The 23,124-nt window shown below is 70.1% G+C and carries 21 protein-coding genes; 12 read left to right on the plus strand and 9 right to left on the minus strand.

Going from position 1 to position 23,124, the window contains the following annotated elements; all coding sequences use genetic code 11:
- Positions 1-144 precede the first annotated feature (144 nt).
- Positions 145-873 (minus strand): GntR family transcriptional regulator, encoded by a 729-nt coding sequence (locus F4560_RS01820; protein ID WP_184915304.1) that lies wholly within the window; start codon positions 871-873, stop codon positions 145-147.
- Between the two features lie 30 nt (positions 874-903).
- Entirely contained in the window at positions 904-1,437 is a 534-nt protein-coding gene (locus F4560_RS01825; protein WP_184915307.1) for a GntR family transcriptional regulator, read from the minus strand.
- 122 nt (positions 1,438-1,559) lie between these two features.
- Between F4560_RS01825 and F4560_RS01830 the strand changes: the two genes are divergently transcribed.
- A complete protein-coding gene (locus F4560_RS01830; protein WP_184915311.1) occupies positions 1,560-1,946 on the plus strand; it encodes a hypothetical protein in 387 nt (128 codons plus the stop codon).
- 82 nt (positions 1,947-2,028) lie between these two features.
- Here F4560_RS01830 and F4560_RS45920 read toward each other — a convergent pair whose 3' ends face one another.
- Positions 2,029-3,402 carry an O-antigen ligase family protein gene (locus tag F4560_RS45920; RefSeq protein WP_184915314.1) on the minus strand — a complete coding sequence of 458 codons (1,374 nt, stop codon included), beginning with the start codon at positions 3,400-3,402 and terminating at the stop codon, positions 2,029-2,031.
- Positions 3,403-3,404: 2 nt separating this feature from the next.
- Complete coding sequence (locus F4560_RS01840) at positions 3,405-4,226, minus strand: hypothetical protein (RefSeq protein WP_184915317.1); 822 nt, start codon at positions 4,224-4,226, stop codon at positions 3,405-3,407.
- Positions 4,227-4,319: 93 nt separating this feature from the next.
- Between F4560_RS01840 and F4560_RS01845 the strand changes: the two genes are divergently transcribed.
- Complete coding sequence (locus tag F4560_RS01845) at positions 4,320-5,279, plus strand: TolB family protein (RefSeq protein WP_184915320.1); 960 nt, start codon at positions 4,320-4,322, stop codon at positions 5,277-5,279.
- 18 nt (positions 5,280-5,297) lie between these two features.
- On the opposite strand, the gene F4560_RS01850 is transcribed toward F4560_RS01845, so the two are convergent.
- Genes F4560_RS01850 through F4560_RS01860 form a run of 3 tightly spaced genes read right to left on the minus strand, consistent with a single transcriptional unit; the run spans position 5,298 to position 9,024 of the window.
- Positions 5,298-6,515, minus strand: a complete 1,218-nt coding sequence (locus F4560_RS01850; RefSeq protein WP_312868120.1) for a rhamnosyltransferase WsaF family glycosyltransferase — start codon at positions 6,513-6,515, stop codon at positions 5,298-5,300.
- The gene (locus tag F4560_RS01855; protein WP_312868122.1) at positions 6,512-7,990 is read right to left on the minus strand and encodes a lipopolysaccharide biosynthesis protein; all 1,479 of its coding nucleotides are present in this window, start codon (positions 7,988-7,990) and stop codon (positions 6,512-6,514) included. The genes F4560_RS01850 and F4560_RS01855 overlap by 4 nt, the downstream gene beginning before the upstream one ends.
- Complete coding sequence (locus F4560_RS01860; RefSeq protein WP_184915322.1) at positions 7,975-9,024, minus strand: glycosyltransferase; 1,050 nt, start codon at positions 9,022-9,024, stop codon at positions 7,975-7,977. Before F4560_RS01860 ends, F4560_RS01855 begins: the two co-directional genes overlap by 16 nt.
- 81 nt (positions 9,025-9,105) lie before the next feature.
- Here F4560_RS01860 and F4560_RS01865 point away from each other — a divergent pair, with 81 nt between their 5' ends.
- The 5 genes from F4560_RS01865 (at position 9,106) to F4560_RS01885 (ending at position 15,138) form a co-directional block, all read left to right on the plus strand.
- Positions 9,106-9,966, plus strand: a complete 861-nt coding sequence (locus F4560_RS01865) for a glycosyltransferase (RefSeq protein ID WP_184915325.1) — start codon at positions 9,106-9,108, stop codon at positions 9,964-9,966.
- 14 nt (positions 9,967-9,980) lie between these two features.
- Positions 9,981-11,240 (plus strand): hypothetical protein, encoded by a 1,260-nt coding sequence (locus tag F4560_RS01870; RefSeq protein WP_184915328.1) that lies wholly within the window; start codon positions 9,981-9,983, stop codon positions 11,238-11,240.
- Between the two features lie 68 nt (positions 11,241-11,308).
- On the plus strand, positions 11,309-12,625 hold the full coding sequence (locus F4560_RS01875; protein WP_184915331.1) for a cytochrome D1 domain-containing protein: 1,317 nt from the start codon (positions 11,309-11,311) through the stop codon (positions 12,623-12,625).
- Positions 12,626-12,692: 67 nt separating this feature from the next.
- Complete coding sequence (locus F4560_RS01880; RefSeq protein WP_184915334.1) at positions 12,693-13,829, plus strand: HNH endonuclease signature motif containing protein; 1,137 nt, start codon at positions 12,693-12,695, stop codon at positions 13,827-13,829.
- A 58-nt stretch (positions 13,830-13,887) separates the two neighbouring features.
- Complete coding sequence (locus F4560_RS01885; protein ID WP_184915337.1) at positions 13,888-15,138, plus strand: IS4 family transposase; 1,251 nt, start codon at positions 13,888-13,890, stop codon at positions 15,136-15,138.
- Between the two features lie 250 nt (positions 15,139-15,388).
- On the opposite strand, the gene F4560_RS01890 is transcribed toward F4560_RS01885, so the two are convergent.
- Positions 15,389-16,591, minus strand: coding sequence for an MFS transporter (locus F4560_RS01890; protein WP_184928833.1), 1,203 nt, complete (start codon positions 16,589-16,591; stop codon positions 15,389-15,391).
- An 86-nt stretch (positions 16,592-16,677) separates the two neighbouring features.
- On the opposite strand from F4560_RS01890, the gene F4560_RS01895 reads away from it, so the two are divergent.
- From F4560_RS01895 to F4560_RS01905, 3 genes are read left to right on the plus strand one after another with little or no spacing between them, the layout of a single operon-like run.
- A complete protein-coding gene (locus F4560_RS01895) occupies positions 16,678-17,463 on the plus strand; it encodes a WecB/TagA/CpsF family glycosyltransferase (protein ID WP_184915341.1) in 786 nt (261 codons plus the stop codon).
- Between the two features lie 2 nt (positions 17,464-17,465).
- Positions 17,466-19,541, plus strand: a complete 2,076-nt coding sequence (locus F4560_RS45925; RefSeq protein WP_184915344.1) for a glycosyltransferase — start codon at positions 17,466-17,468, stop codon at positions 19,539-19,541.
- Between the two features lie 10 nt (positions 19,542-19,551).
- Positions 19,552-21,048, plus strand: a complete 1,497-nt coding sequence (locus F4560_RS01905; RefSeq protein WP_184915347.1) for a serine/threonine-protein kinase — start codon at positions 19,552-19,554, stop codon at positions 21,046-21,048.
- Here the strand turns inward: F4560_RS01905 and F4560_RS01910 are convergent.
- On the minus strand, positions 21,045-21,830 hold the full coding sequence (locus F4560_RS01910) for an enoyl-CoA hydratase/isomerase family protein (RefSeq protein WP_184915350.1): 786 nt from the start codon (positions 21,828-21,830) through the stop codon (positions 21,045-21,047). The genes F4560_RS01905 and F4560_RS01910 overlap by 4 nt on opposite strands.
- A gap of 76 nt (positions 21,831-21,906) precedes the next feature.
- Between F4560_RS01910 and F4560_RS01915 the strand changes: the two genes are divergently transcribed.
- Positions 21,907-22,374 carry a GNAT family N-acetyltransferase gene (locus tag F4560_RS01915; protein WP_312868130.1) on the plus strand — a complete coding sequence of 156 codons (468 nt, stop codon included), beginning with the start codon at positions 21,907-21,909 and terminating at the stop codon, positions 22,372-22,374.
- Positions 22,375-22,487: 113 nt separating this feature from the next.
- The gene (locus F4560_RS01920) at positions 22,488-23,021 is read left to right on the plus strand and encodes a LuxR C-terminal-related transcriptional regulator (protein ID WP_312868132.1); all 534 of its coding nucleotides are present in this window, start codon (positions 22,488-22,490) and stop codon (positions 23,019-23,021) included.
- The last annotated feature ends 103 nt before the right edge of the window (positions 23,022-23,124 follow it).

Here is a 23,124-nt window from a genome sequence, read left to right on the forward strand (position 1 = left end):
GGTCCACAGGCGGACGGGGCCACAGACGGACGCCAACACCGCTCCCGTCCCCTGGGGCCTCGGTCCCCTCGGACCTCGGGTCACTCGTGGACGTTGCCAGGGCGACCGGACGTCCGCGTGGTGCGCGTCGGGCTCTGGGTCGCCCTAGACCGACTCGGTCTCGGTGGTCTGGCGGTACAGCAGCTCGTACAGGTGTCCGCCCTTGATGAGGACCGATGCTTCGACGGGGCGTTCGTTGTCGCTGTAGACGACACGCAGCTGCCGGATCACCGGCGTCCCGTCAGGAAGGTCCAAGGTCTCGGCTTCCTCCACCGTCGGCGGCCGTGCCGAAATCCGGTCGACGAAGGCCCGCTGAGGAAACCCGAGGTCGGCGAGCGCCTGAGGTGCGCCTCCGCGGATCTTCGCTGCCTTCGCCAGACTGCTGTCGGCGGCGATCTCGGCGGGGTAGTACGACGCGGACAACTCCACGGGCTGCCCGTCGTGGAAGAGGACTCTCGTGCGGACGATCGCGGTGGCACCGGGCGCCAGCTGCAATCCGTCGGTGATGTCGGCAGGTGGAACGACGTTGCGGACGTTGAGCAACTGGTAGCGGAACCGGCCGGGCTCAGGCGTGATGTAGGTGGAGGCGTCGATGATGAACGGCTGCCGATCACGGACGTAGACACCTTTGCCCGCACGGCTGTCGAGGAAGCCTTCGTCCTTCAACGCCCGTAGCGCGTGCTGGATGGTGGCGTTCGCCGCACCGTACTTCGCGACAAGTTGCGCGGTGGACGGCAGTTGCGCACCCGGACCCAGCTCGCCACGCATGATGAGATCACGCAGTTCCGCCGCGATCTGCTGATGCCGGGGCCGGATGTCACGTGTGCGAGGCAAAACCGACTCCTGAAGACGTCATCGGGGTGGTCATGGCGTCAGCTCGTAGCGCAGCCGTCGTCCGTCGGCGACCATCGTCATCAGGCTGGCCTCGACGGGCAGATCGCCGTCGGTGACGAGAGCGCGGGCGAGCAGCAGCACACAGGACGGGTCGGCCAGCTCCAACGCGGCCCGTTCGCGTGGTGTGGCCAAGCGCGCGCTGACGTCTTCACGGACGCGGCGAGGCGGATGGCCGAGGTCGGCCAGGAGGGCGACGGCCCCGCCGGGGATCTTGCGAGCCGCTGCCAGCGCGGTGCCCTGGGCAATGCTCGCGGGGTAGTAGGACTCGACGAGCTCGACCGGGTGGTCGTTGAACAGCATGAGGCGGCGGCGCACGACCACCGGCTCGCCCTGGCTCAGTCCGAGCATGTCGGCGACCGTCGTGGAGGCGGCGACCTCGTCAACGCCCAGCAGCTTCTGAGTCCCCGTGCCACCGTGCGCTGCCGCCTCGGAGCCCCAGACGTCGCCGCGCCGGCCGCTCACATATGGCATCGACACGCTCGTCCACGAGCCGGCGCTACTCATCGCTCGCCTTCCTTTGTGCGGCACGGTGGGGTGCTCCCAGCCGTGACTTTAGTCGTAAGGCGGCAAGGCTACCCATGGTGTCCGCACGTTGTTGCTGCTGTTCGGATATTGCAGTAAGGTTCATGCGTGAATCCCACGTGCGGACGCTGCGCGACCAGGCCACGGCGGCACTGGGTGACATGGAGCTGATCGAGGCCGCCGAGACGGTGCTGAAGGACGCCTACCACGCGGCAGCGCAGGCGCGGACAGCCGCGGCGCTGGCCCGGGAGTACGCCGACGCGGCGAAACAGGCCGGAGCCTACGACCCGGCTGCGGTGGCATACGTCGCCGCGCAGCACGCGTTCGACGCCGCGGAATGTGCCCAGGTCGCCGTGCAAACGGCGTCGGAGGCGACGGTCGCGGCCGACGAGGCTGCGGAAACTGCCCGGACGACAGCGGTTCGCGCTGCCCAGGCGGCAGGCCTGCGTCCACCCGGGACCAACTCCGGACGCCCGCTGCATTTGGTGTGAGGGGCACAGCGATGTCGTTTACCGTCAGACTCCGAGGTGACGCGTTCGCCAAGATCGTCCGTCTGGCTGGGTTTCCGTCCGTTCAGTGCTCTTGGACCTCTGGCTCGGCTCGCGTTGTCCGCTCCGCGCGGGCGACGCGGAGTAGGGCGCCGGTCATGCCGATCAACGTGAACACGAGGCCGGTGGCCACGCCGAAGCCCAGCAGGTCGAACGTGGCCGAGCCGATGCCGCCCGCCAGCACGCCTGCCAGCAGGGCGCTCGCCAGGCTCCGCACGTGCTCGTCCCGGCTGATCATCCGCACCCGGATCGCCGCGAACGCCGCCGCCAGGAACATGCCGACCAGCGCGAACAGCCCGAAGTACCCGTTCTCGATCAACGTCAGCAGGAACTGGTTGTCCAGGATCGTGTACTTCGTCGGCAGGTAAGTCCCGAAACCGCGCCCGAGCAGCGGGTTCTCGCTGATCTGTTCCCCCGCCGCCTCGTAGTCCGCCGTACGCGCCTTCACGCTCGGGTCGTCCTCGATGTTGGCGAACATCCCCCGAATGGTCCCGAAGAGGCCCGGCACGACCAGGCTCGCGCCCAGGAGGAACCCGCCGCCCACCACCAGAGTGGTGATCTTGCGCTGCTTCGGCAGGGTCAGGACCATGATCACCCCGGCCACCGCCATGCCGACGATCGCCGTCCGCGACAGCGACGTCATCGCGCCCAGACCCACCAGCGCCAGGCACACCAGCCACCGCACGTGCGGTGTGCCGTCGTCCCGGGCCTGGAACACGTAGTGCGCGCCCAGCGGCACCGCCATCGCGCACACCAGGCCGTACTCGATCGGGTGGTTCGTGGTCCCGGTCGGCCGGCGGAAGATCGACCGGGACTCCATCGCCGAGTAGCCGTTCTCCTGGGTGCGGAGCCCCGGCAGCGACACGTACCCGGCCAGGTCGATGCCGAGCCCGAACTGCACCAGACCGACGAACGCGATCACCGCCGCACAGCCCAGCACCAGCCGGAGCACCCGGTCCAGCCGCTCCTTCGTGCGGATCGCGTCGCACACGAACACCGCGACCGCGATCATCGACATGATCCGGATGATGCTGCTGTCCGCCACCGTCAACTCGTCGGTCGGCAACCACCGCCGCGTCGCCACGCCATAGGTCGCCAGCTGCGACGCCAGGTACAGCGCCACCGCCGTGCGCACGACGTTGCGCCCCTTGCTCATGCCGACCGTGTCCACCATCTGCCCGGACAACCACAGCACCCCGAGCAACAACGCCACCAACAGCGCCGGCGGCAGCGTCATGGGCACGAACGACAGCACCAGCCGTGCCGGGATGATCAGCAACGCCAGCAGGAACAGGCACACCAGGGTGGCGCCGTCCACGCCCTGACGCCCGAGGCGACCTTCCCGCACGGACGGCTCCGACGACTGCCCCGAGGACTGCCCGGACGACTGCTCGGACACGGTCAGGGTTTGTCTTCGCTGCTCGGCCACGCGGGCGCGCCGGGCACACCGGGTGCGGCGATCTTCACCGTCCGCTCGCTGGCCGTCGGCTGCGGGCGGCGGGTCGGCGGGCCGGGCGGACGGCGGGTCACGCCATTGGAAGGCGGCGGCGGAGGGGGAGGCGAGGAAGCACCCTCACGACCCTCACGCCGACGCCGCAGTTGGTTCAGCACGCTGTCACCGCCGAACGTCGCCGCCGTCGTCAACAGCATCAGCAACACGAACGCCGCCCCCGCGTAGCGGACCTTCCCACCGATCTGCGCCTCGGCCGCCGTCGCGTTCACGAGCACCTGCGACTTGATGAACGTCGACTCCGGCGCCTTCAACGCCGTCTGCTGCTTGTCCAACTCCTTCGCCGCGAAATCCATCACCGTGGTGATCATCGCCTCCGCCCCCTCCGGCGAGCCGCTGTCCGCCGTCACGAACAGGAACGGGCCGTTCGGACCGGCGGACGCCACGAAGGTGTCGGTCGAGTCCTCGTCGATGCCCAGCGAATCCTTGCGCGTCTTGGGGTCGGCCAAGAGCTGCGCCAGGATCTGCGAAGTCGTGATCAGGCTCCCGTCGAACGACAGCAACGGGTTGACCCGCACCACGTCGTCCGGCGACGTGTTCTCCGAGAACGTGCCGCCGGTGGCGGGCGAGGTGAGGAGCATGACGCCCGTGGACTGGTAGCGCGTGGGGATGGACAGGAACACGCCGAGCGCCACGGCGACGGCAGTGACCGCCGCGGGCAGGGCGATGTACCACCGCCTGCGCAACGTTCGCACGGCGCCCCAGAAGTCCATCCGCTCCCCGATCCACGTTTACCCTGCGTAGGTGCGCGCAGGGTCTTGTTACTCTGAAATCGGTCGACTCGCGCCTAGTCGTTACAGGTGGTGATGGACTTGGGCTCCCGGCGCGTGGTGCTCGCGGTCGTGGCCATCGTACTGGTCGTCGCGGCCGGAGTGGTGTATGTGGCGTCGGTCGCGCGCGAGACCTCACCCGTGCCGGTGGCTTCGGCCGACGGCGATCTCATGTTCGTTGCCCTGGCGGACGGTCGCAGCCGGGTCGAGCAGGTGCGGCTGGCCGATCCCGCCGCCCGCGGCGCCACCGGGATGACGTGCCAGCGCGTGTACCGGGCCGGCGGGACGACGGTGTGCCTGCGACTGGCCGGGCCGGGCCCGACGTACGCCGCCGAGGTGTCGAAGGACGGCGCCGTGGTCAAGACCGTGCCCCTGCCGGGCGTGCCGAGCCGGGCGAAGGTGTCGGCCTCCGGCCAGGTCGTCACGTGGACGTCGTTCGTGACCGGTGACTCCTACGCCGTGCCCGGCGGTTTCTCCACCCGCACGGGGTTCCTCGACCTGCGGACCGGTGAGGCCGTGGAGTCCCTGGAGGGCTTCACCGCGCTCGTCGACGGCCAACTCCACACCGCGCAGGACGTCAACTACTGGGGCCTCACCGTGGCCCAGGACGACCGCACGTTCTACGCGACCCTCGCCTCGGGCGGCTACACGTGGCTGGTGAAGGGCGACCTGGTGGAGCGTCGCCTGGAGTCGCTGCGCCGTGACGCCGAGTGCCCGTCCCTCTCGCCCGACGGCACGAAGGTCGCCTACAAGAAGCGCATCGGTCGCCTCGGCCCGTGGGAGCTGGCCGTCCTGGACCTGAAGACCGGCGAGGAACGACGACTGCCCGGCACGGCGGGCGTGGACGACCAGGCCACCTGGTTGGGCGACAACCGGCTGGCCTTCGCCGCCGTGCCCAGGGACGCCAAGCTCGCCTCGATCCACGTGGTGCCGGCGGACGGCTCGGCCGCCGCCGTGGTCCTGATCCCCGACGCCGCCTCGCCGTCCCCGGTCTAGAACCCCGTCCAGATCAAGTCAGGCTCGCAGCTCCCGCCGGAGCACCTTCTCCAGCTCGTGCCCCGCCGCGTCCCAAGACCGGCTGGACACGCTGGCAGCCGCCGCCGCGGCGATCGTGCCGAAGTTCGCCGAAGTGACCACATCGGACAGCGCTCGGGCAAGGTCGTGCGGCGTCGCCGGTGCGTACCGGACGTGCTCGTTGTCCAGCACGACCCGGTTGTGCACGGCGTCGTTCACCACCGGAAGGCACCCGGCGGCCAGCATCTCGTGCGGCACCAGGGACACGTTCGTCATCGACAGCGTGAGCCCGGCGTAGCACCGGTTGTAGATGTCGTTCAACCGGTCGGGGGAGACCAGCCCGTGGTCGACGTGCCGCGGCCCCAGCTTGCCGATCTTCTCGCCGTACGTGTGGATCGCGATGTCCGGGTGCCGCTCGGCGAAGATCTCCAACGCCAGCAGCCCGATCTCGATCGCCCGCCGCGGCGCCAGCCGTCGCGCGTAGAACACCACGCCGTCCCGGGCGACGCCGGGTTGCAGGTGGTACCGGTCGGCGTCGCAGCCGAAGTCGAAGAAGTCGGCCGCCATCCCAGCCTCGGCCCGCACCTTCTCCGCCAGGAAACGGCCCGCGGTGAAGCCGTGGAACCCCATCCGGTACGTGTTCTCGGCCAACGCGGACAGCCCGCCCACCGGGAAGAACCACGGCTCGTAGTCCTGCACCAGGTAGAACCGCTTGCCCGCGCACGGGTCGTTGAACGCCGGGTACGCCGTCATCCAAGCGGTGGCGAACACCGCGTGCGCGTCGGCCATGCCGTCCAGCACGTCGTGCACCGGCCCGCGGAATCCGGGGAACGCCGACCGGATCACCGGCTCGTGGTCCGCCGCACGGCTCCCGTACACGTCGTACAGGTACAGCCGGCACTTGTGCCCCAACGACTCCAGGTGCTCGATCAGCCGGAACATCGTGGTGTGCCCGCCGGACCCGGGCGACGGCGGCGTGCTCACCCAGTTCACCGTCATCCGCCCGTCGGCGGGAAGCTCGGGCACGACAACGGGCCGCTGAACGCCGATGTCGGCCGCGCGCACGTCCTCCAGCCGCACCGGGAACACCTCGGCGTCCGCCCCGAACCGCCGCGCCGCACGGCCGAGCGCACGTGCCCCGAGCTGCCGCACACCGCCCGACCGCACGATGCGGGAAACCTGGTGCGCGCGTCGCTGCAACTGCCGGACGACCTTCACGCGCTGCCCTCTGTTTGATTAATCGGCTTCGCCGACTGCCGACGCAACAGACCCAGCACCTCGTGGCGCAAGGGGAACACGACGGCCGCATAAGCCAGTGACGCCAACGCGCCACCCACCAACAGCCGCCACAAGGCGTCCTGGATGACCCACTGCACGCCCAACGCCACCGCGACCATCACGACGCCACCCAGCACGGGCCGCGCGACGGCAGCGCCCAACACGCGCGCCCGCAGCCCATAAGGACGGAAAGTCACCAGATAGGCGGGCACGACGACCAGGAGCACCACGACGCTCTGCGCCGCCGCCACGCCTTGGATCCCGCCGAAGTGCGCCCCGACGGCCAACAGCGGCACGAGAACACCCAGCCACACCAGGTGGATCACCAGGATCGCCCCCGACCGCCCCGCGCTGGCCAGGTAGTCGTACCCCAGCTCCAACGCCACCCGCAGCGCGCCGAGCAGCACCAGCAACGCCAACGCCTGCGCCGCCGGAGCCCACCGCTCGCCGTAGACCGTCCGCACCAGCGGATCCGCCAACGCCGCCAGCAGCACGCAAGCCGGCACCGTCACCAGCGCCAGCAGCCGCAACGCGCGGGCGAACGTCCGCGCGAACAGCTCCGGATCATCCCTGACCTGCGAAAACGCCGCCAGTGACACACTGCGCACCGGCTGCGAGAAAGCACCCACCGGCCAGTTCGCCAGGTTGAACGCCAGCAGGTAGAAGCCCAGCGGCACGGTGCCCAGCACGCTGCCGACAATGATGTAGTCGACGTTCATCACGCCGAACACCAGCAGGCTCGAACCCGCCAACGGCAGCCCGAACGAGAGCAACCCCCGCGCCTGGACCACATCGAACCCAGGCCGGTAACGCTTAGGCGTGTAGGCGAACATCACCACGGCGGCCACCAGGTTGGTGGCGATCCGCGACCACGCCAGGCTCCACGCGCCGAACCCCATCAGCGCCAACACCACGACGATCGCCGTGCCGACAACGAACGCCGACGTGTCCGCGACGAACTTGTGGTCCTGCCGGAACTCGCGCTGCAACAACGCGCCCGGCACCGCCGACGCCCCAGCGATCACGAGCGACAGCGACATCAGCTGGATCACGCCCGTCGCCTGCGGCGTGTCCATCGCCGACGCGAACCACGGCGCACCAAGGATGCACAACGCCGCCAGCACACACCCGGACGCGATCGACAGCGTCGTCACGGTCGGCGCGAGCTCCGAAACGGGCTTCTCCGTGCGCACCAACGCGACGCTGACGCCCATCTCGCTGACGCTCATCACGATGTTGAGCACCACCAGCGCGACCGCGAACACGCCGAACTGCTCGGGCGCGATGAGCCGGGCGAGCAGGATGCCCACACCCACCTGGCTCAGCCGCTGCACCAGGCTGTTGACGGCGCTCCACCGGATGGCCGAGGTGACCCTGCGCTCCAGACCCGCGGGTGCGGTCACTGGCCGCGCCACTTCCAGACCTGCTTGGACACCAGGCCGGCCCCGCGTTTGGCCAGGTGGCTGCCGACGAACACCTGCGTCCGGCTGCACCACCGCGGCCCCAACGCGCGCCGCCGCCGCAACGCCCGGTACTCGGCCAGTCGCTCCGTGTCGGAGCACACCCGCCGCGCGAACGCCACCAGGTCGTCCACCGGGATCTCGTCCAGCTTGTCCCGGTCGTAGGCGCGCACCGCCCGCCACAACGCGTCCTTGGCGATCGACCGGTTGGCGAGCGCCCGCAGCCGTGCGGGAAGGTCCGGGTGTTCGGCGAAGAACCGTTCGAACACGGCCTGCCGCTGGTCCAGATCGGCGAACAGCGACGAGAACTGCGTGCGCATCATGCTCTGCTGGTGCACGCGGTAGTACGCGGCGGGCTTGCCGCGCACGTACCCGATGTCGGACACCGCGGCGATGCGCATCCACATCTCCAGGTCGCCCGCGTGCGGCAGGTCCGGCCGGTAGCCGCCGACCTTCTGCTGCACGGACGTGCGCACCACAGCTTCCGGCGACGACAGCACGTTCTGCCCGGTGCGGCAGCGCGCCTCGATCCAGTCCACACCGGACCACACCGTGCGGCCCGAAGGCGGCGTCATCACGGACGGCAGGTCGTCGTGGTCGGAGTAATAAACGACACGTCCGTACACCATGCCGACGTTCGGGTGAGCCTCGAACACCTCGGCGGCACGGGCCAGCGAACCCGGCGCCAACAGGTCGTCAGCGGACAGCAGCACCGTGTAGTCGGCCTTGGCCCACTCCAGCAGGCCCTCGTTGTACGTGGCGATGTGGCCTTGGTTGACCTCGTGCCGGCGGCCCTCGACCCGCGGGTCCTGCACCAGCTCGGCCATCACCTCGGGCGTCTCGTCGCTCGACGTGTCGTCGATGATCAGCACTCGCACGTCGACGCCGGGCTGGTCGAGCACGCTCCGGACGCACGCGCGGAGGAACCGTGCGTAGTTGTAGCAGGGGATGACGACGTCGACCGTCGGTCGTGCCGCAGGATCAGTCACGCCCTACACATCGTGCAGGACCGCGGATCGTTAACGGCGAGCCCCCGATCCCGATGTACGGGACATACCGGAAGGGGCTACATGGACCACGTCGTGCTGACGCGCTTCAACCTGCCGTCCGTTGGCGCGGAAAGCGTCGTGCGGGCGCGTGACGGCTGGCTGACCGAGCGCGTCGGGCTGTTCGAGCGGTACTGCCTGCCCTCGGTGGGGGCGCAGACCACCTCGAACTTCCGGTGGCTCATCTACTTCGACCCCGAGAGCCCGCAGTGGCTCAAGGACCGCATCGAGGCGCACGGCGACGCGTACACCCCGGTGTTCCGCACGCAGGTCAGCCGTGAGGAGCTGGTCGAGGACATCTCGAAGCTGTTCCCGACCAAGGGCGACGAGCTGGTCACCACCAACCTCGACAACGACGACGGCCTGGCGGCGGACTTCATCGCCCGGCTCCAGTCGGAGCGCCCCACCGGCAGGCGGACTGCCCTCTACCTGGCGAACGGGCTGGTCAAGAGCCCGGAAGGGCTGTTCGCCCACCACGACCGGGACAACGCGTTCGCGTCGATGCGGGAGAGTTGGGACGCGCCGGTGACGTGCTGGGCGGACTGGCACAACCGGCTGCACCGGCACGCCGAGGTGGTGTCGCTCGGCGGCTCGCCCGGCTGGCTCCAGGTCGTGCACGGCGGGAACGTGAGCAACCGCACGCGCGGTCGTTTGGTCGCCCCCGCGCCGTACCGGCCGCTGTTCGGCGCCGCGCTGGACGACGTGCCGCGGCCCGCCGGCGGCGTGCTCGCCCGGGACCGGTTCGTCGGCCACCCGCTGCGGGTGGCGAGGGACGGCGCCAGGTTCCTGGCCAAGACGACGGCGCAGCGGCTGCTCGGCCCGAGCGGCTTCGAAAAGGCGAAACAGGTGCTGGCCGCGCGTGGGCGCGACCGGTCGCCGAGGTGAACAGGAGCAAGACCATGGCCCGTGCACGCGTGGTCCTCGCAGTACTGGGGCTCGTCGCCGCGACCGCGTGCACGGCCGAGGCGGTGCAGCCGGAACCGAAGCCGCGGGAGGTGGCCGTCGGGCCGTCCGTCGACTACTACAAGAAGTGGGTCAACGGCCCCAACCCCACCGGCGACCCGAACGTGTTCCCGATCACCGTCTGGATGCAGGACCCGTCCGGGATCGAGAACGGCGAGAAGCTCGGCAAGGCCTACCCGAAGATCGGCATCGACACCGGCATCGGGCTGTGGGAGGACGAGTGGTGGTACCTCCGCCAGGAAGGCCTCTACGAGACCGACTGGCACGTGTACGTGGACGGGACGCGCGTCGACACGGTCCTCGCGGACACCGCGCACGCCCGCAACTACGTGGGCTACCTGATCGCCGACGAGCCGGACATGAACAAGGTCTACGGCGACGTGTTCAACCCCGACATGCAGCCGTCGGCGATCCTGAAGGCGTCCGACGCGGTGCGCGCCAAGGACCCGTCCCGGCCGACGTACATCAACTTCAGCCCGTGGATGGGCACGCCGACCGGCGAGATCGGGTACGGCTACATCGAGAAGTCCTACGAAGAGGACATGCGGACGTACTGCTCGGCGGCGGACATCGCGTCGGCCGACTACTACGGCTGGACCCACCCCGACCGCAACCACACGGTCGGCGCGTACAGCTACGGACAGGTCATCGACACCATGCGCAAGTGGTGCGGGCCGGACAAGCCGTTGTACGGGTTCGTGGAGACCGGTCACCCGCACGACCGCGGCGAGATCATCGACCCCGACCAGCTCGAATCGGCGGTGTGGAACACGATCCTGCACGGCGCCACCGGCATCAACTACTTCGCGCACAGCTTCTACACCGACGGCACGGGCGAGTACTCCAGCGTGCTGACGCGTCCTGAGATCACCGCCCGAGTCACCGCGGTCAACGCGCGGTTGAAGTCGCTCGCGCCCGTGCTCAACGCGCCCAACGTGCTCGGCATGACGGCGAAGAGCGACAACGGGATCCCGGTGTCGGTGTTGCACAAGCAGGTCGGTGACGCGAGGTGGGTGTTGGCGCAGACCGACGGCACCAAGGAGCACCGGCTCAGCCTCGCGGCCCGGGTGACGGTGGACGTGCCGGTGTCCTCGGGCACGGCGACCGTGGTGGACGAGAACCGGACCGTGCCGATCGTGGACGGGAAGATCGTCGACGACTTCGGGCCGTACCAGGTCCACGTGTACCGCTTCTGAACGGCTAACGCCTTTGCCCTGTACTGCGATTGGCGCAGTGCGGGACCATCCAGTGACGGAGGCCGACAGTGCTCAGACAGATCCGCAAGGTGACCGCGGTGTGCGGCGCGGCAGTGGTGGGGGCGGCGCTGTTGCTCGTGCCGTCCGGAACGGCGATCGCCCAGGGCCCGGTTCGGGTGCTCGGCTACATCGCGAACAACGGTGGTGGTGTGTCGGTGCTCGACACCGCCACGAACACGGTGACGAGCACACTCGTGGACTCGAACGGCGACTCGCCGTACGGCGTCGGTGTCGCGTTCGACGGCGCGCGGGGCTACGTCACGAACGTCCGTGACGACACGCTGACGGTCATCGACACGCCGACCAACACCATCGACGCGGCGGTGCCGGTCGGTGACGGGCCGGCCGGAGTCGTCGTCTCGCCGTCCGGTGGGCACGTGTACGTGTCGAACTACCTGGCGGGCACGGTGTCCGTGGTGGACGCTGCGACGTTGACCACGACCGAGACGATCCCGGTAGGTGCGAACGCGGACGGCATCGCGATCACCCCGAACGGCAAGCGCCTGTACGTGGCGCACGACGTGGTGGGCGCGGGCACGGTGTCCGTGGTCGACACGGCGACGAACACCGAGATCGCCGACATCCCCACCGGCAACACGCCGACCGCCGTGGCGGTGACGCCGGACGGCGCGAAGCTCGTGGTGGTGAACAAGTTCTCCAACGACGTGGCCGTGGTCGACACCGCGTCCAACGCCGTGATCGGCAAGGTCGCGGTGAGCTTCATCCCGCACGGTGTGGCGATTTCACCGGATGGCGCGCGTGCCTACGTCACCAACAGCGAGGGCCACAGCCTGTCCGTGGTGGACATCGCCGCGTTGACGACGGTGGCGCAGATTCCGGTGGGCAGCAGGCCGATCAGCGTGGCGCTCACCCCGGACGGCTCGACGGCGTACGTGACGAACTTCAACAGCGGCACACTGTCTATTGTAGACACTGCGACGCTGGCCGTGGTCGGCTCGGCGCCGGTGGGTGTGAACCCGGTGGGCATCGCGATCCACAGCGTCCCGCCCGCGCCCACCAAGCTGGCCGCCGGTCACGCGCAGCTCCAGTTGCGCCTGCTGGGCTTCACCGTGCGGAGCCTGGACGCCACCTTGACCGAGTCGCACACCGGACGTCCGGTGACGGGCAAGCTGATCGCGTTCCGCACCGTCAAGGGGCATCCGCTCTGCACCGCGACCACGAACTCCGTGGGCAAGGCGCAGTGCGACGCGAACGTCCCGCTGTTGGTGGGCCTCGCAACGCTCTTGCAGGGCTACACGGCGAGCTACGCGGGCGACCTCACACACGGCCGTTCCGTGGCGCACGGTCGGATCGCTCTGCTCTGACGATTGCCCGACGATGTCGCTCTTGCGAGGGATGACGTCCGAACAAGAGTCCTAATATCATTAAGTCATGGAACCTTCGCCCCAGCCGCTGACCGAGGATGGCGTCTTCGCCGCCGCGGCGGCGGTTGAGGCGTCGGCGCGGGCGTTGCACCGGCAGCGGTTGGAGTTGTTGGCCGAGGTGCTGCGGTGCGGGTACGACCTGGACTCGTACCGGCGGTTGCTGCGCGTGGATCCGGCTGAGCTGAAGCGGTGGATGGCGCAAGTGGCGTTGTTCCTGCCGTCGACCGGGTTGACCGGGCAGCCGGTGGAGCCGGTCCACCCGGTGACGGGCGCGGCGTTGGCGGAGCACGAGCTGTCCGAGGGGCATCTCCGGGAGCTGACGCGCGCGATCTCGCTGCGGCTGCCGGAGGGCTCGGAGGAGATCCTGGTCGAGGCCGCCCGGTCGGTGGAGCCGAAGGCCATCCGGCAGCTCACCGACCGGATCCGGGACCGGGCCGAGCAGGACGCGCTCGACGAGTTGGACGAGGCCGCCGCCGAACCCGCCGATGTGTTGCACACCCGGGACTTGCCGGGTGGGCGGCTGGAGTTCTGGGGCGAGTTGTCGGCCGAGGCCGGCGCCCGGTTCACCGCGATGCTGGAGCCGCTGTCCGCGCCGCGTCCGGACGGTCCGCGGGATCTGGCGCACCGGCTGGGCGAGGCGTTCGGGGATCTGGTCGCGTTGGCCTCACGGTCCGGCGATCTGCCGTCGGAGGCCGGGGAACGGCCGCACATCAGCGTGACGCTGGACTTCGAGACGTTGCGGCGGGGTGTGGGGCACGCGGTGTTGGACGGCGGGCGGTATCTGAGCGCGGCTCAAGCCCGCCGCATCGCGTGTGACGCGAAGGTGATCCCGGCGGTGATGGGCGCCGACTCCGAGGTCATGGACCTGGGGCGGACGAAGCGGACGGTGAGCGTGGCGCAGCGCAAGGCGTTGCACGCCCGCGATCGGGGCTGCGCCTTCCCGGGGTGTCACCGGCCGCCGAAGTGGTGCGACGCGCACCATGTGCGGCACTGGTCCGAAGGCGGTGACACCGACCTCGGAAACCTGGTGCTGCTGTGCCGCAGGCACCACAGCCTGGTGCACCACTCGCGGTGGATGATCACGATGGCCGGTGGGGTGCCGGCGTTCATCCCGCCGCGCTACCTCGACCCCAATGCCGCTTAGTTAGTGGCCTTGGTGTGCGGGTTGAGGCGAGTGGATTGGTTGGCAGTACTGTTGATCAGTGCCGTCTGCTCGCCGTTTCACCGATGGGATCAGCATCGGTGTGCTGGCCCGTGTGTTCGACCGGGATCTGGTGGACGAGGTGCTCGCGGAAACGGGGCGTCGGGAGAGGCGGTCGCGTCTGCTGCCCGCGCGGGTGGTCGTCTACTACGTGCTGGCGCTGTGCCTGTTCTTCGATGACGGTTACGAAGAGGTGATGCGCAAGCTGGTCGACGGTCTGCGGTTTCTGGGCACGTGGCGGCAGGGGTGGACGGTGCCCACGACGGGGGCGATCTCCCAGGCGCGGGGGCGGTTGGGCGAGGCGCCGCTGCGGGTGCTGTTCGACCGGGTGGCGGTGCCGATGGCCCATGCCGGAACGCGGGGGGCGTGGTTTCACGGGTGGCGGGTGATGGCGGTCGACGGTGTCGTGCTGGACTTGCCCGACACGGCGGCCAACGTGGCCGAGTTCGGCAAGAAGCCGCACAAGGGCGGGCAGAGCCCGTTTCCGCAGGTGCGGATCATGGGGCTGGGCGAGTGCGGCACGCATGCGATCGTGGCGGCGGAGTTGGATTCCTGGCGGGTGCAGGAACGCGGCTTGTGCGAGCGGTTGGTGGCGGCGTTCGAGCCGGACATGCTGGTGCTGGCCGATCGCGGTGTGTTCTCCTACGACTTGTGGCAGCGGGCGCGCCGGAGCGGGGCGCAATTGGTGTGGCGGGTCCGTGACGATGTGGACCTGCCGGTGTTGGGGTGGCTTCCCGACGGGTCCTACCGCAGTGAGCTGCTGCCCTCGAAGGTCAAGGCGGACCTGAAGCGGGGCAAGCGGTCGCGGGCGCCGGAGGGGTCGCGGTTGCCGGTGCGGGTGGTGGAGTACTCGGTGACCGACCGCGGCGGGCAGCCCGAGATGATCCGCCTGGTGGTGTCGATCATGGATCGCGAGGTGGCGCCGGCGGTGGAGTTGGCGGTGCTGTATCGGCAGCGGTGGGAGTTCGAGCTGACCCTGGACGAGATCGAGACCCATCAGATGCCGCATGGCAGGGTGCTGCGGTCGAAGTCCCCGGAGTTGGTCCGGCAGGAGATCTGGGCGTTGCTGCTGACCCACTACGCGGTGCGGGCGTTGATGTTGGAGGCCGCCGAGGGCCTCGGTCCGGACGACGGGCCCGACGTCGACGGGTTGTCCTTCGTCCGAAGTCTCAACGCTGTGCGCCGCCAGGTCACCAACCAGGCGGGTTTTTCCCCCTCACCGCCTGAAGAACGCGATCATCGAGACGCTTGAGGAGATCCGACACCGACGCGCCCGGGGCCGCCGCCACCGCTCCTACCCACGCGTGGTCAAACGCAGCAACGTCGGCAGCAAGCTGATCAAACGCGCGCACCACACAGGCACCCGCTACGACCGGCCACCTGGCATCCACCTCTTCGGCAAGATCACTAACTAAGCGGCATTGACCTCGACCCGGCGCAGCGGCCCCGGCAGAACCTGCTGCACCGACCACCCGCCGGCTCCGTCGCGGCCTGAGCGCCCGCTAGGCGTTGAGCCGCCAGGCGATCACGACCGCTGCCACCAGCGCGCCGATCGCCGCGTACACGGCCGTGCCGAAAGCGGCGAACTGGAGCAGGAAGCCGAACGCCACGGACGACACGAGCCGGGCCAACGCCTGCCCGGTCTGCACCACCGCGAGCCCGGACGCGCGTAGCGACTCCGGCACCAGCGCGCTCACCCGAGCGGACAGGACACCGTCCGTCGCGGCGTAGAAGAGGCCGTGCAGCACCAGGGCCGCGCCAACGCCCACGTACCCGGTGCCGGACACGAGCAGCAGCACGTACACGGCCAGCAGCAGCACGTGCCCGCCGAGGAACACCGGCCACCGGCCGATCCGGTCCGCGAGCCGTCCCATCGGGGTGGCCGCCAGCAGGAAGACCAGCGCCGTGCCCAACGGAAGCAACGGCAGCAGGTGCAGCGGCGCGTCGGTCGCCTTCTGCACCAGGATGAACACGAACGCGTCCGACAGCGTCGCCAACCCCAACAACGCCGCCGCCACGGCCACCCGCCGGTACCCGACGTCCCGCAGCAAGGCGAACCCCGCGCGGAGGGACGGACGTGGCCCGGCCAGAACCGGCCGGGGGTTCTCCCGCACGAACGCCACCAGCACGATCAGCCCCACCACCGCGAAGCACGCGCTGACCACGAACACCGGACCGGCGACCGTGCCGACCACGTACAGCAACAGGAACGTCACCAGCGGCCCGAGCAGCGCGCCCACCGTGTCCATGGTCCGGTGCAAGCCGAACGCCGCGCCCAGCCGGTCCGGCGGCGTCGCCAAGGAGATCAACGCGTCACGTGGCGCGGTCCGCAGGCCCTTGCCCGCGCGGTCCACGGCGAGGGTCGCGCCGATGCCGAACGCGGACGCCCCCACCACCGGGAAGATGAGCTTGGTCACCGCCGACAGCCCGTAACCGACCGCGGCGACCGCCTTGTGCCGGCGCGTCCGGTCGGAGACGTGCCCGCCGACGAGTCGGAGCACCGCCGTGGCGCCCGTGTACAGACCGTCCAGCACGCCGAACTGGGCGTAACCCATGTTGAGCGTGAACAGCAGGTAGAACGGCATGAACGCGGTGATCATCTCGGCCGAGACGTCGGTCAGCAGGCTCACCGCGCCCAGCGCGACCACGGTGCCGGGAACCCTGCCCTTGACCCGCTCACCGGGCCGGACGGACGCGACGTACATGCTCCCGATATCGGTCACGTGGGGTAACCGTTACCGCTGCCGGGCAAGGTCGTAACGGGGACGATCCCGAACCCGATGACGCGGGTATGCCGGACATCTCGCAGGCCCGCGTCCGCGTGGGCGCCCTCGACGTGTGGGCCGTCAGCGAATCCGGCGTCGCCGACCACGTCACCGAAGCGTGGCGGCGGTCGGAGGGCGGCGCGATCGTCACGGCCAATGTGGACATCGTGCGCGCCGCGACCCGTCGTCCCGAACTGGCCGCGCTGGTCGCCGAGTCCGAGATGGTGGTGGCCGACGGGATGCCCGTGGTGTGGGCGGGGCGGCTCGCGGGCGTTCGGGTGCCGGAACGGGTCACCGGCGCGTCGCTGGTGTTCACGCTGGCCGAGGCCGCCGCGCGCGAGGACCGTTCGATCTACCTGCTCGGCGGTGAGCCCGGCGTGCCGGAGAAGGCCGCCGACGTGCTGAGCTCCAAGTACCCGGGGCTGCGGGTGGCGGGCACGGATTCGCCGCCGTTCGGGTTCGACACGTCCCCGGACGACACCGCGGCGGCTGTTGCCAAGGCGGTGGAGGCCAAACCGGACCTGGTGCTGGTCGGCCTCGGCTTCCCGAAGCAGGAACGCCTGATTCGGCTGCTGAGAGCGGAACTGCCGCAGGCCTGGTTCCTCGGTTGTGGCGCGGGCATCCCGATGGCCGCGGGCGAGTTCCGGCGCGCGCCGGGAGTGGTGCAGAACCTGGGCGCGGAGTGGCTGCACCGACTCGCGCTCGAACCGCGCCGGTTGGCCAAGCGCTACCTGCGCGACGACCTGCCGTTCGCGTTCCGCCTGCTCGGGAGCGCGCTGCGCACCCGGTTCGGCAATCGGACCGGGGAGTAGAAGTGCCGCTAGCCGTGGTCGTCGTGACCTATCACAGCGCCGAGGTCGTCGAGGACTGCCTGAAGTCGGTGGCCGTCGCGCTGCGGTCCAGTCCGGACAGTCGGATCGTGGTGGTGGACAACGCTTCCGCCGACGACACGCTCGACATCGTCGCCCGGGTCGCGCCGGACGCCCAGATCGTGGCGCGCGCCACGAACGACGGTTTCGCGGCGGGGGTCAACGCGGGGTTCGCCGCCGCGCCGGACTGCGACGTGCTGGTGCTCAACCCGGACGTCCGGCTCCACCCGGAGGCGATCACGTTGCTGCGCGCGGCGTTGGTGATGCCCGGCACGGGTATCGCGGTGCCGCGCCTGGCCGGTCTCGACGGCGCGCCGCAGCCGTCGTTGCGGCGTGCGCCGAACCCGTTGCGCGCGTTGGGCGAAGCGCTGATCGGCGGCACGCGGGCCGGTCGGTTCGAGGCGTTGGGCGAGTTGGTGGTCGACCCCGTCCGGTACGAGACGGCGGGGACGGCGGCGTGGGCGACCGGCGCGGCGTGGCTGATCTCGCGTGCGGCGCGTGAGGCGACCGGCGTGCTGGAGGAGCGGTACTTCCTGTACTCGGAGGAGACCGAGTACATGCTGCGCGCGGGTAAGCGCGGGTACACCGTCCGCTACGAGCCGCGGGCGCGCGCCGTGCACTTCGGCGGCGAGCAGTCGACGTCGCCGGTGCTGTGGTCGATGGCCACCACGAACCGGGTGCGGATGGTCCGTGAGCACAAGGGTCGACCGGCCGCGTTCCTGATGTGGCTGGCCGTGCTCCTCAACGAGCTGCTGCGCGCGCCGCTCGGCGTCAAGCACCGCAAGGCCGTCGGCGACCTGGTGCGCTGGCGTCGTTGGCCCGCCCGTCCGGGGGAGGAGCCCGAGCCGGGCTGGGTGTGCTTCTCCGCGCAGGACTGGTGGTACCACAACCGGGCGCACTCGGACTTCCAGCTGATGCGGTCGATGGCGGCGCACCGCAAGGTGCTGGTGGTCAACAGCATCGGCATGCGGATGCCCACCCGCGGCAACAGCACGCACGTGGCCCGGAGGATCCTGCGCAAGCTGCGCAGCGTGGCGAAGTTCGTGCGCAAGCCGATGCCGAACTTCTACGTGATGTCGCCGCTGCCGCTGCCGTTCTACGGCTCGCCGTTCCTGCGCAAGGTCAACGCGGTGCTGGTCCGCGGCCAGGTGCGGCTGGTGGCGCGGTTCCTCGGCCTCCGCAACCCGGTGATCATGGTGACGATCCCGACCGCCTGGGACGTGGTGGCCCCGATGCGCCGGCACCGCCTGGTGTTCAACCGCTCGGACCGGCACTCCGACTTCCCCGAGGCGGACCGCGCGTCGATCGAGGCGCTGGAGAACCAGCTGCTGGCCCACGCGGACCACGTCGTGTACGTCAGCCACGCGTTGATGGACGAGGAGCTGCCCCGCACCGGCGCGCGCGCCCACTTCCTGGACCACGGCGTCGACATCGACCACTTCGTCGCGCGGCCGGCGGACCGGTGGCCGGACGACGTGCGGTCGATCCCCGGCCCCCGGATCGGCTTCTTCGGCGCCTTGGACGACTTCGTGGTGGACTTCGACCTGCTGGAACGCGTCGCCGCCGAGCTGCCGCACGCCTCGCTGGTGCTGATCGGCGACGCCACGCACCCGATGGAGCGCTTCGCCAAGTACCCGAACGTGCACTGGCTGGGCTTCCGCCCCTACAGCCTGATCCCGGCCTACGGGTCGGCGTTCGACGTGGCGATCATGCCGTGGCAGGACAACGACTGGATCAAGCGGTCCAACCCGATCAAGCTGAAGGAGTACCTGGCGCTGGGCCTACCGGTCGTCAGCACCGACTTCGCCGAGCTGGCCGGCTACACCGACCGGGTCCGCGCCGCCCGCACGCCGACCGCGTTCGTCGAGGCCCTCCGTGAGACGCTCGCCACCGGCCCGCTGCTCCCCGCCGCCACTCTCCGCACGTCCGTCGCGGCCCACTCGTGGGCAGCACGGAGCCAGGACCTGCTCGGTCTCACGAACCTCACCGTCTTGGCCGAACCGGACCGCCGACGCATCTAGGGTGGGTGGTGTGCAGCCACTGCCCCCGAACGCTCCGTCGCGGATCGGCGACTACATGCTGCTCGCCGCGCTCGGACGCGGCGCGATGGGCTCGGTCTACCTGGCCCGGTCGCGCGGCGGCCGGCCGATCGCGGTCAAGGTCGCGCGGCCCGAGCTGGCGGACAACCCGGAGTTCCGCGAGCGCTTCCGCCGCGAGGTCGAGATGGCGCGCGCGGTCGGCGGGTTCTGGACCGCCACCGTGGTCGACGCCGACCCGGACGCCGAACGCCCCTGGATGGCCACCGAGTACATCGCCGGCCTGAGCCTGCACCAGGCCGTTCTCGACCACGGTCCGCTGCCGGAACGCGCCGTGCGCCGCCTTGCCGCCGGTCTGGCCGAAGCGCTGGTGGCGATCCACGGCGCGGGCCTGGTGCACCGCGACCTCAAGCCGTCCAACGTGCTGCTGGCCGACGACGGCCCGCGCGTCATCGACTTCGGCATCGCCCGCGCCCTGGAGCACTCCGCGCTCACCGAGGCGGGCATCGTCTTCGGCACCCCCGGCTACCTGTCGCCGGAACAGGTCGTCGGCCAGAAGATCACCACCCAGAGCGACGTGTTCGCGCTCGGCTCGGTCCTGGTCTACGCCGCGACTGCCGGCGGGCCGTTCGGCGAGGGCGCCACGTCCGCGCTGGTCTACCGCGTGGTGCACCAGGAGCCGGACCTGTCCAAGGTGCCGCCGGGCCTGGTCCCGCTGATCGTGCCGTGCCTGGTCCGCGACCCGGCGCACCGCCCGACGCCCGCCCGGCTGCTGGAGCTGATCGGCCCGCCGTCGGCCGAACCGTCCTGGCTGCCCCCACGCATCCGCACCGTGGTCGAACAGCGGCACACCGAGCTGGGCAACCTGCCCGGCAAGCCGCCGACCAGGGTCATGGTGGAGGAGCCGCCGCCCAAGCCGCCGACGCTCGTCACGCCGGTGCCCGCGCCCGTCCGGATCGACCCGGACCGCAAGGAGATCCGGCCCACCGGGGTCCGGTTCAAGACCTCCCGCGCGGTGGGTGCGAGCTGGGCCGGCGCGAACCTGATGGCCGCGCTCGTCACCGCCGCCATCGCCAACCCGGACGCCGCCGCGCCGAACCCGGTGCGACTGGCCGCGTTCCTCGGGTTCCTGCTGTTCGCGTTCGCCGCGGTCCGGCTGCTGGTCGGCGTGGCCAGCGCGCCGCTCACCGTGGACGTCGGCCCGGACGGCATCACGCTGTCCAACGGCAGCGAGTCGCGCCGCCTGCCGTGGTACGCGATCTCCCGCGTCAAGGTGGAGGCGCACCACGCCCGCCCGTGGCTGGTGGTCTGGCTGGTCAGCGCCGCCAAGACGCCGGAATCACTGGGCCGCGGCAGCTTCACCACGCACAAGGGCGGCCTGCGCGTCTACCCGATCTCGCACGAGCGCTACCGCAAGCGCCGCGACCGCGACGTGGTCGAACTGCGCTCGGCCCTGGCCTGGTACGGCTCGACCGTCTACGACCCGCGCTAACGGCCGCCGAACGTCGCCTTGCCCGGCCCGTCGGCGAGGAACGACCGCACCGCGCCGCGCAGGTCCTCCGTGTCGAACAGCTCGGCCGCGATCGCCGTGACGTGCTCGTTCGCCTCGGCCACGCCGCCGTTCTCGAAGTGCGCCAACACCCGCTTGGTCGCCGCGTGCGCCCGCGTCGGCCCGGTCGCCAGCGCGAGCGTGAACTCCAGCGCCGCGTCGTCGAAACCCTCGTCCGGCAGCACCCGGTTGACCGCGCCCCAGCGCTCCAGCGTGGCCGCGTCGTAGAGGTCGCCGGTCATCACGAACTCCTTGGCCCGGCCCACGCCCGCCCGCGCGGCCAGCCGCTGCGTGCCGCCCATGGTCGGCGTCAGCCCGACGACCTTCTCCACCAGGCCGAACTTCGCCCGTTCGGCGGCCAGCACGATGTCGCACGCCATCGCCAGCTCGAACGCCCACGTCAGGCACAGCCCGTGCGCGGCGAACACGGTCGGGAACGGCAGCTCGGCCACCCGGTCCGGCAGCTCCAGCATCTGGTCGAACAGCGCCTTCGCCCGCGCGGACGTCCGCTGCTCGGCGAAGAGCCGCACGTCGACACCGCCGCTGACGACCTTGCCCTCGAAGCGGATCAGCAACGCCCGCGCGGGACGTGCCTCCAGGTCCTCGACCGCCGCCTCCAGCAGGTCCTGCAACTCGGCGGTGTAGAGGTTCAGCGGGGGAGCGTCGACGGTGAGCACGGCCGGCCCGACCGCGTCCCGCTCCACGCGGACCAGTTGCGCTGCCACGGAACGTGACTTTACACGCGTCCGTAATGCGGAAAACCATGTGTCCGAATGGCCCAGCGTGGGTGAAAATCCGCCCGTGACTTCTTGGACCGTTCAGCCGGAGCCGGTTGACAGCCCCCTCGCCGTAGCGGTGATCCGAACCTACCTGGCGGACATCATCGAGCGGTACTACGGCCGTCCGGCCACGTCGGACGAGGTGGACCAGGCGATCGCCGACGACCCGACGGATGATCTAGCCGTCTTCCTGGTGGCCCGCCGCGACGGCGTCGTGCGAGGATGCGTCGGGTTCCGGATGGTCGGTCCCGAAAGTGCGGAACTGAAGAGAATGTTCGTCGACCCGACCGTCCGCGGCACGGGCGGGGGAGCGACGTTGCTCTCTGCGGCGGAACGTGCCGCTGTCTCATTTGGGGCTACCGTGATCCGCCTGGACACCCGCTCTGACCTGGTGGAAGCCCGCGCGTTGTACGCCCGGCACGGCTACCGCGAGGTGGCTCCGTTCAATGACGACCGCTATGCGGAGCACGGGTTTGAAAAGCGGCTATAGGGGTCATTGGATTCCCATATCACGGTTGTGAGTCCGCCCACTTGACAGTGTATAAACGCCCCAGTTGAGTATGCGGCGAAAGTCGGCCGCGGAATGAAATGGGGATCAGTCCAGTGGCTTTCGCCGTTGAGTTGACATTTCGTGATGCGCGCCAGGTGCGGAGATCCATTCATCTCGCGCACCGGGAATATTGGCGTCCGCTCGCCGAGCAGGGTGTGCTAGTCGGAACCGGCCCCTGGGCCGACGGTTCCGGCGTGTTGCTCATCGTGCAAGTGCCGGACGACGCCGCTGCCCGGGACCTGGTGCGCGGTGACCCGTACGTGCGATCGCAATCGATCGCCGAGGTGCGGATCCGTCAGTGGCACGTGTTACTCGGTGTGCCCGAAGGTGAGCGTGTGCCGGGCATCGTCCGGCCGCGCGACGGGCAGACCGCGGAAGCGCGTTCGCGTGAGCCGCTGACGCCGCACGAGCACCGGATCGCGCTGATGATGTTGGAGGGCATGACGAACCGGCAGATAGCCGAGCACTTCTCGGTTTCCACCCGGGCCGTCGAACTCCACATCACCCGCATCTACCGGAAGCTCGACATCGGCAGGCGTGCGCAGCTCGCCGCGGCGATGCCGTGGGGACAGCGCTCCTACCTGTAGGTGTGCGTGCCGGTCAGGCGTGGTGCCGCGAGGATCGACGGGAACTTCCTAGCTCCTCGCGGCTTTCACGGTGAACGGCGGGTACGGATCCACGCCCCAAAAG

The sequence above is a fragment of the Saccharothrix ecbatanensis genome (assembly GCF_014205015.1).
Taxonomy (GTDB): domain Bacteria; phylum Actinomycetota; class Actinomycetes; order Mycobacteriales; family Pseudonocardiaceae; genus Actinosynnema; species Actinosynnema ecbatanense.

Coding starts and splice junctions, on each gene's coding strand:
- F4560_RS01890 (WP_184928833.1), bottom strand. CDS start 16,591: ATGTACGTCGCGTCCGTCCGGCCCGGTGAGCGGGTCAAGGGCAGGGTT.
- F4560_RS01880 (WP_184915334.1), top strand. CDS start 12,693: ATGGAACCTTCGCCCCAGCCGCTGACCGAGGATGGCGTCTTCGCCGCC.
- F4560_RS01895 (WP_184915341.1), top strand. CDS start 16,678: ATGCCGGACATCTCGCAGGCCCGCGTCCGCGTGGGCGCCCTCGACGTG.
- F4560_RS01865 (WP_184915325.1), top strand. CDS start 9,106: ATGGACCACGTCGTGCTGACGCGCTTCAACCTGCCGTCCGTTGGCGCG.
- F4560_RS01840 (WP_184915317.1), bottom strand. CDS start 4,226: ATGGACTTCTGGGGCGCCGTGCGAACGTTGCGCAGGCGGTGGTACATC.
- F4560_RS01825 (WP_184915307.1), bottom strand. CDS start 1,437: ATGAGTAGCGCCGGCTCGTGGACGAGCGTGTCGATGCCATATGTGAGC.
- F4560_RS01830 (WP_184915311.1), top strand. CDS start 1,560: ATGCGTGAATCCCACGTGCGGACGCTGCGCGACCAGGCCACGGCGGCA.
- F4560_RS01870 (WP_184915328.1), top strand. CDS start 9,981: ATGGCCCGTGCACGCGTGGTCCTCGCAGTACTGGGGCTCGTCGCCGCG.
- F4560_RS01845 (WP_184915320.1), top strand. CDS start 4,320: ATGGACTTGGGCTCCCGGCGCGTGGTGCTCGCGGTCGTGGCCATCGTA.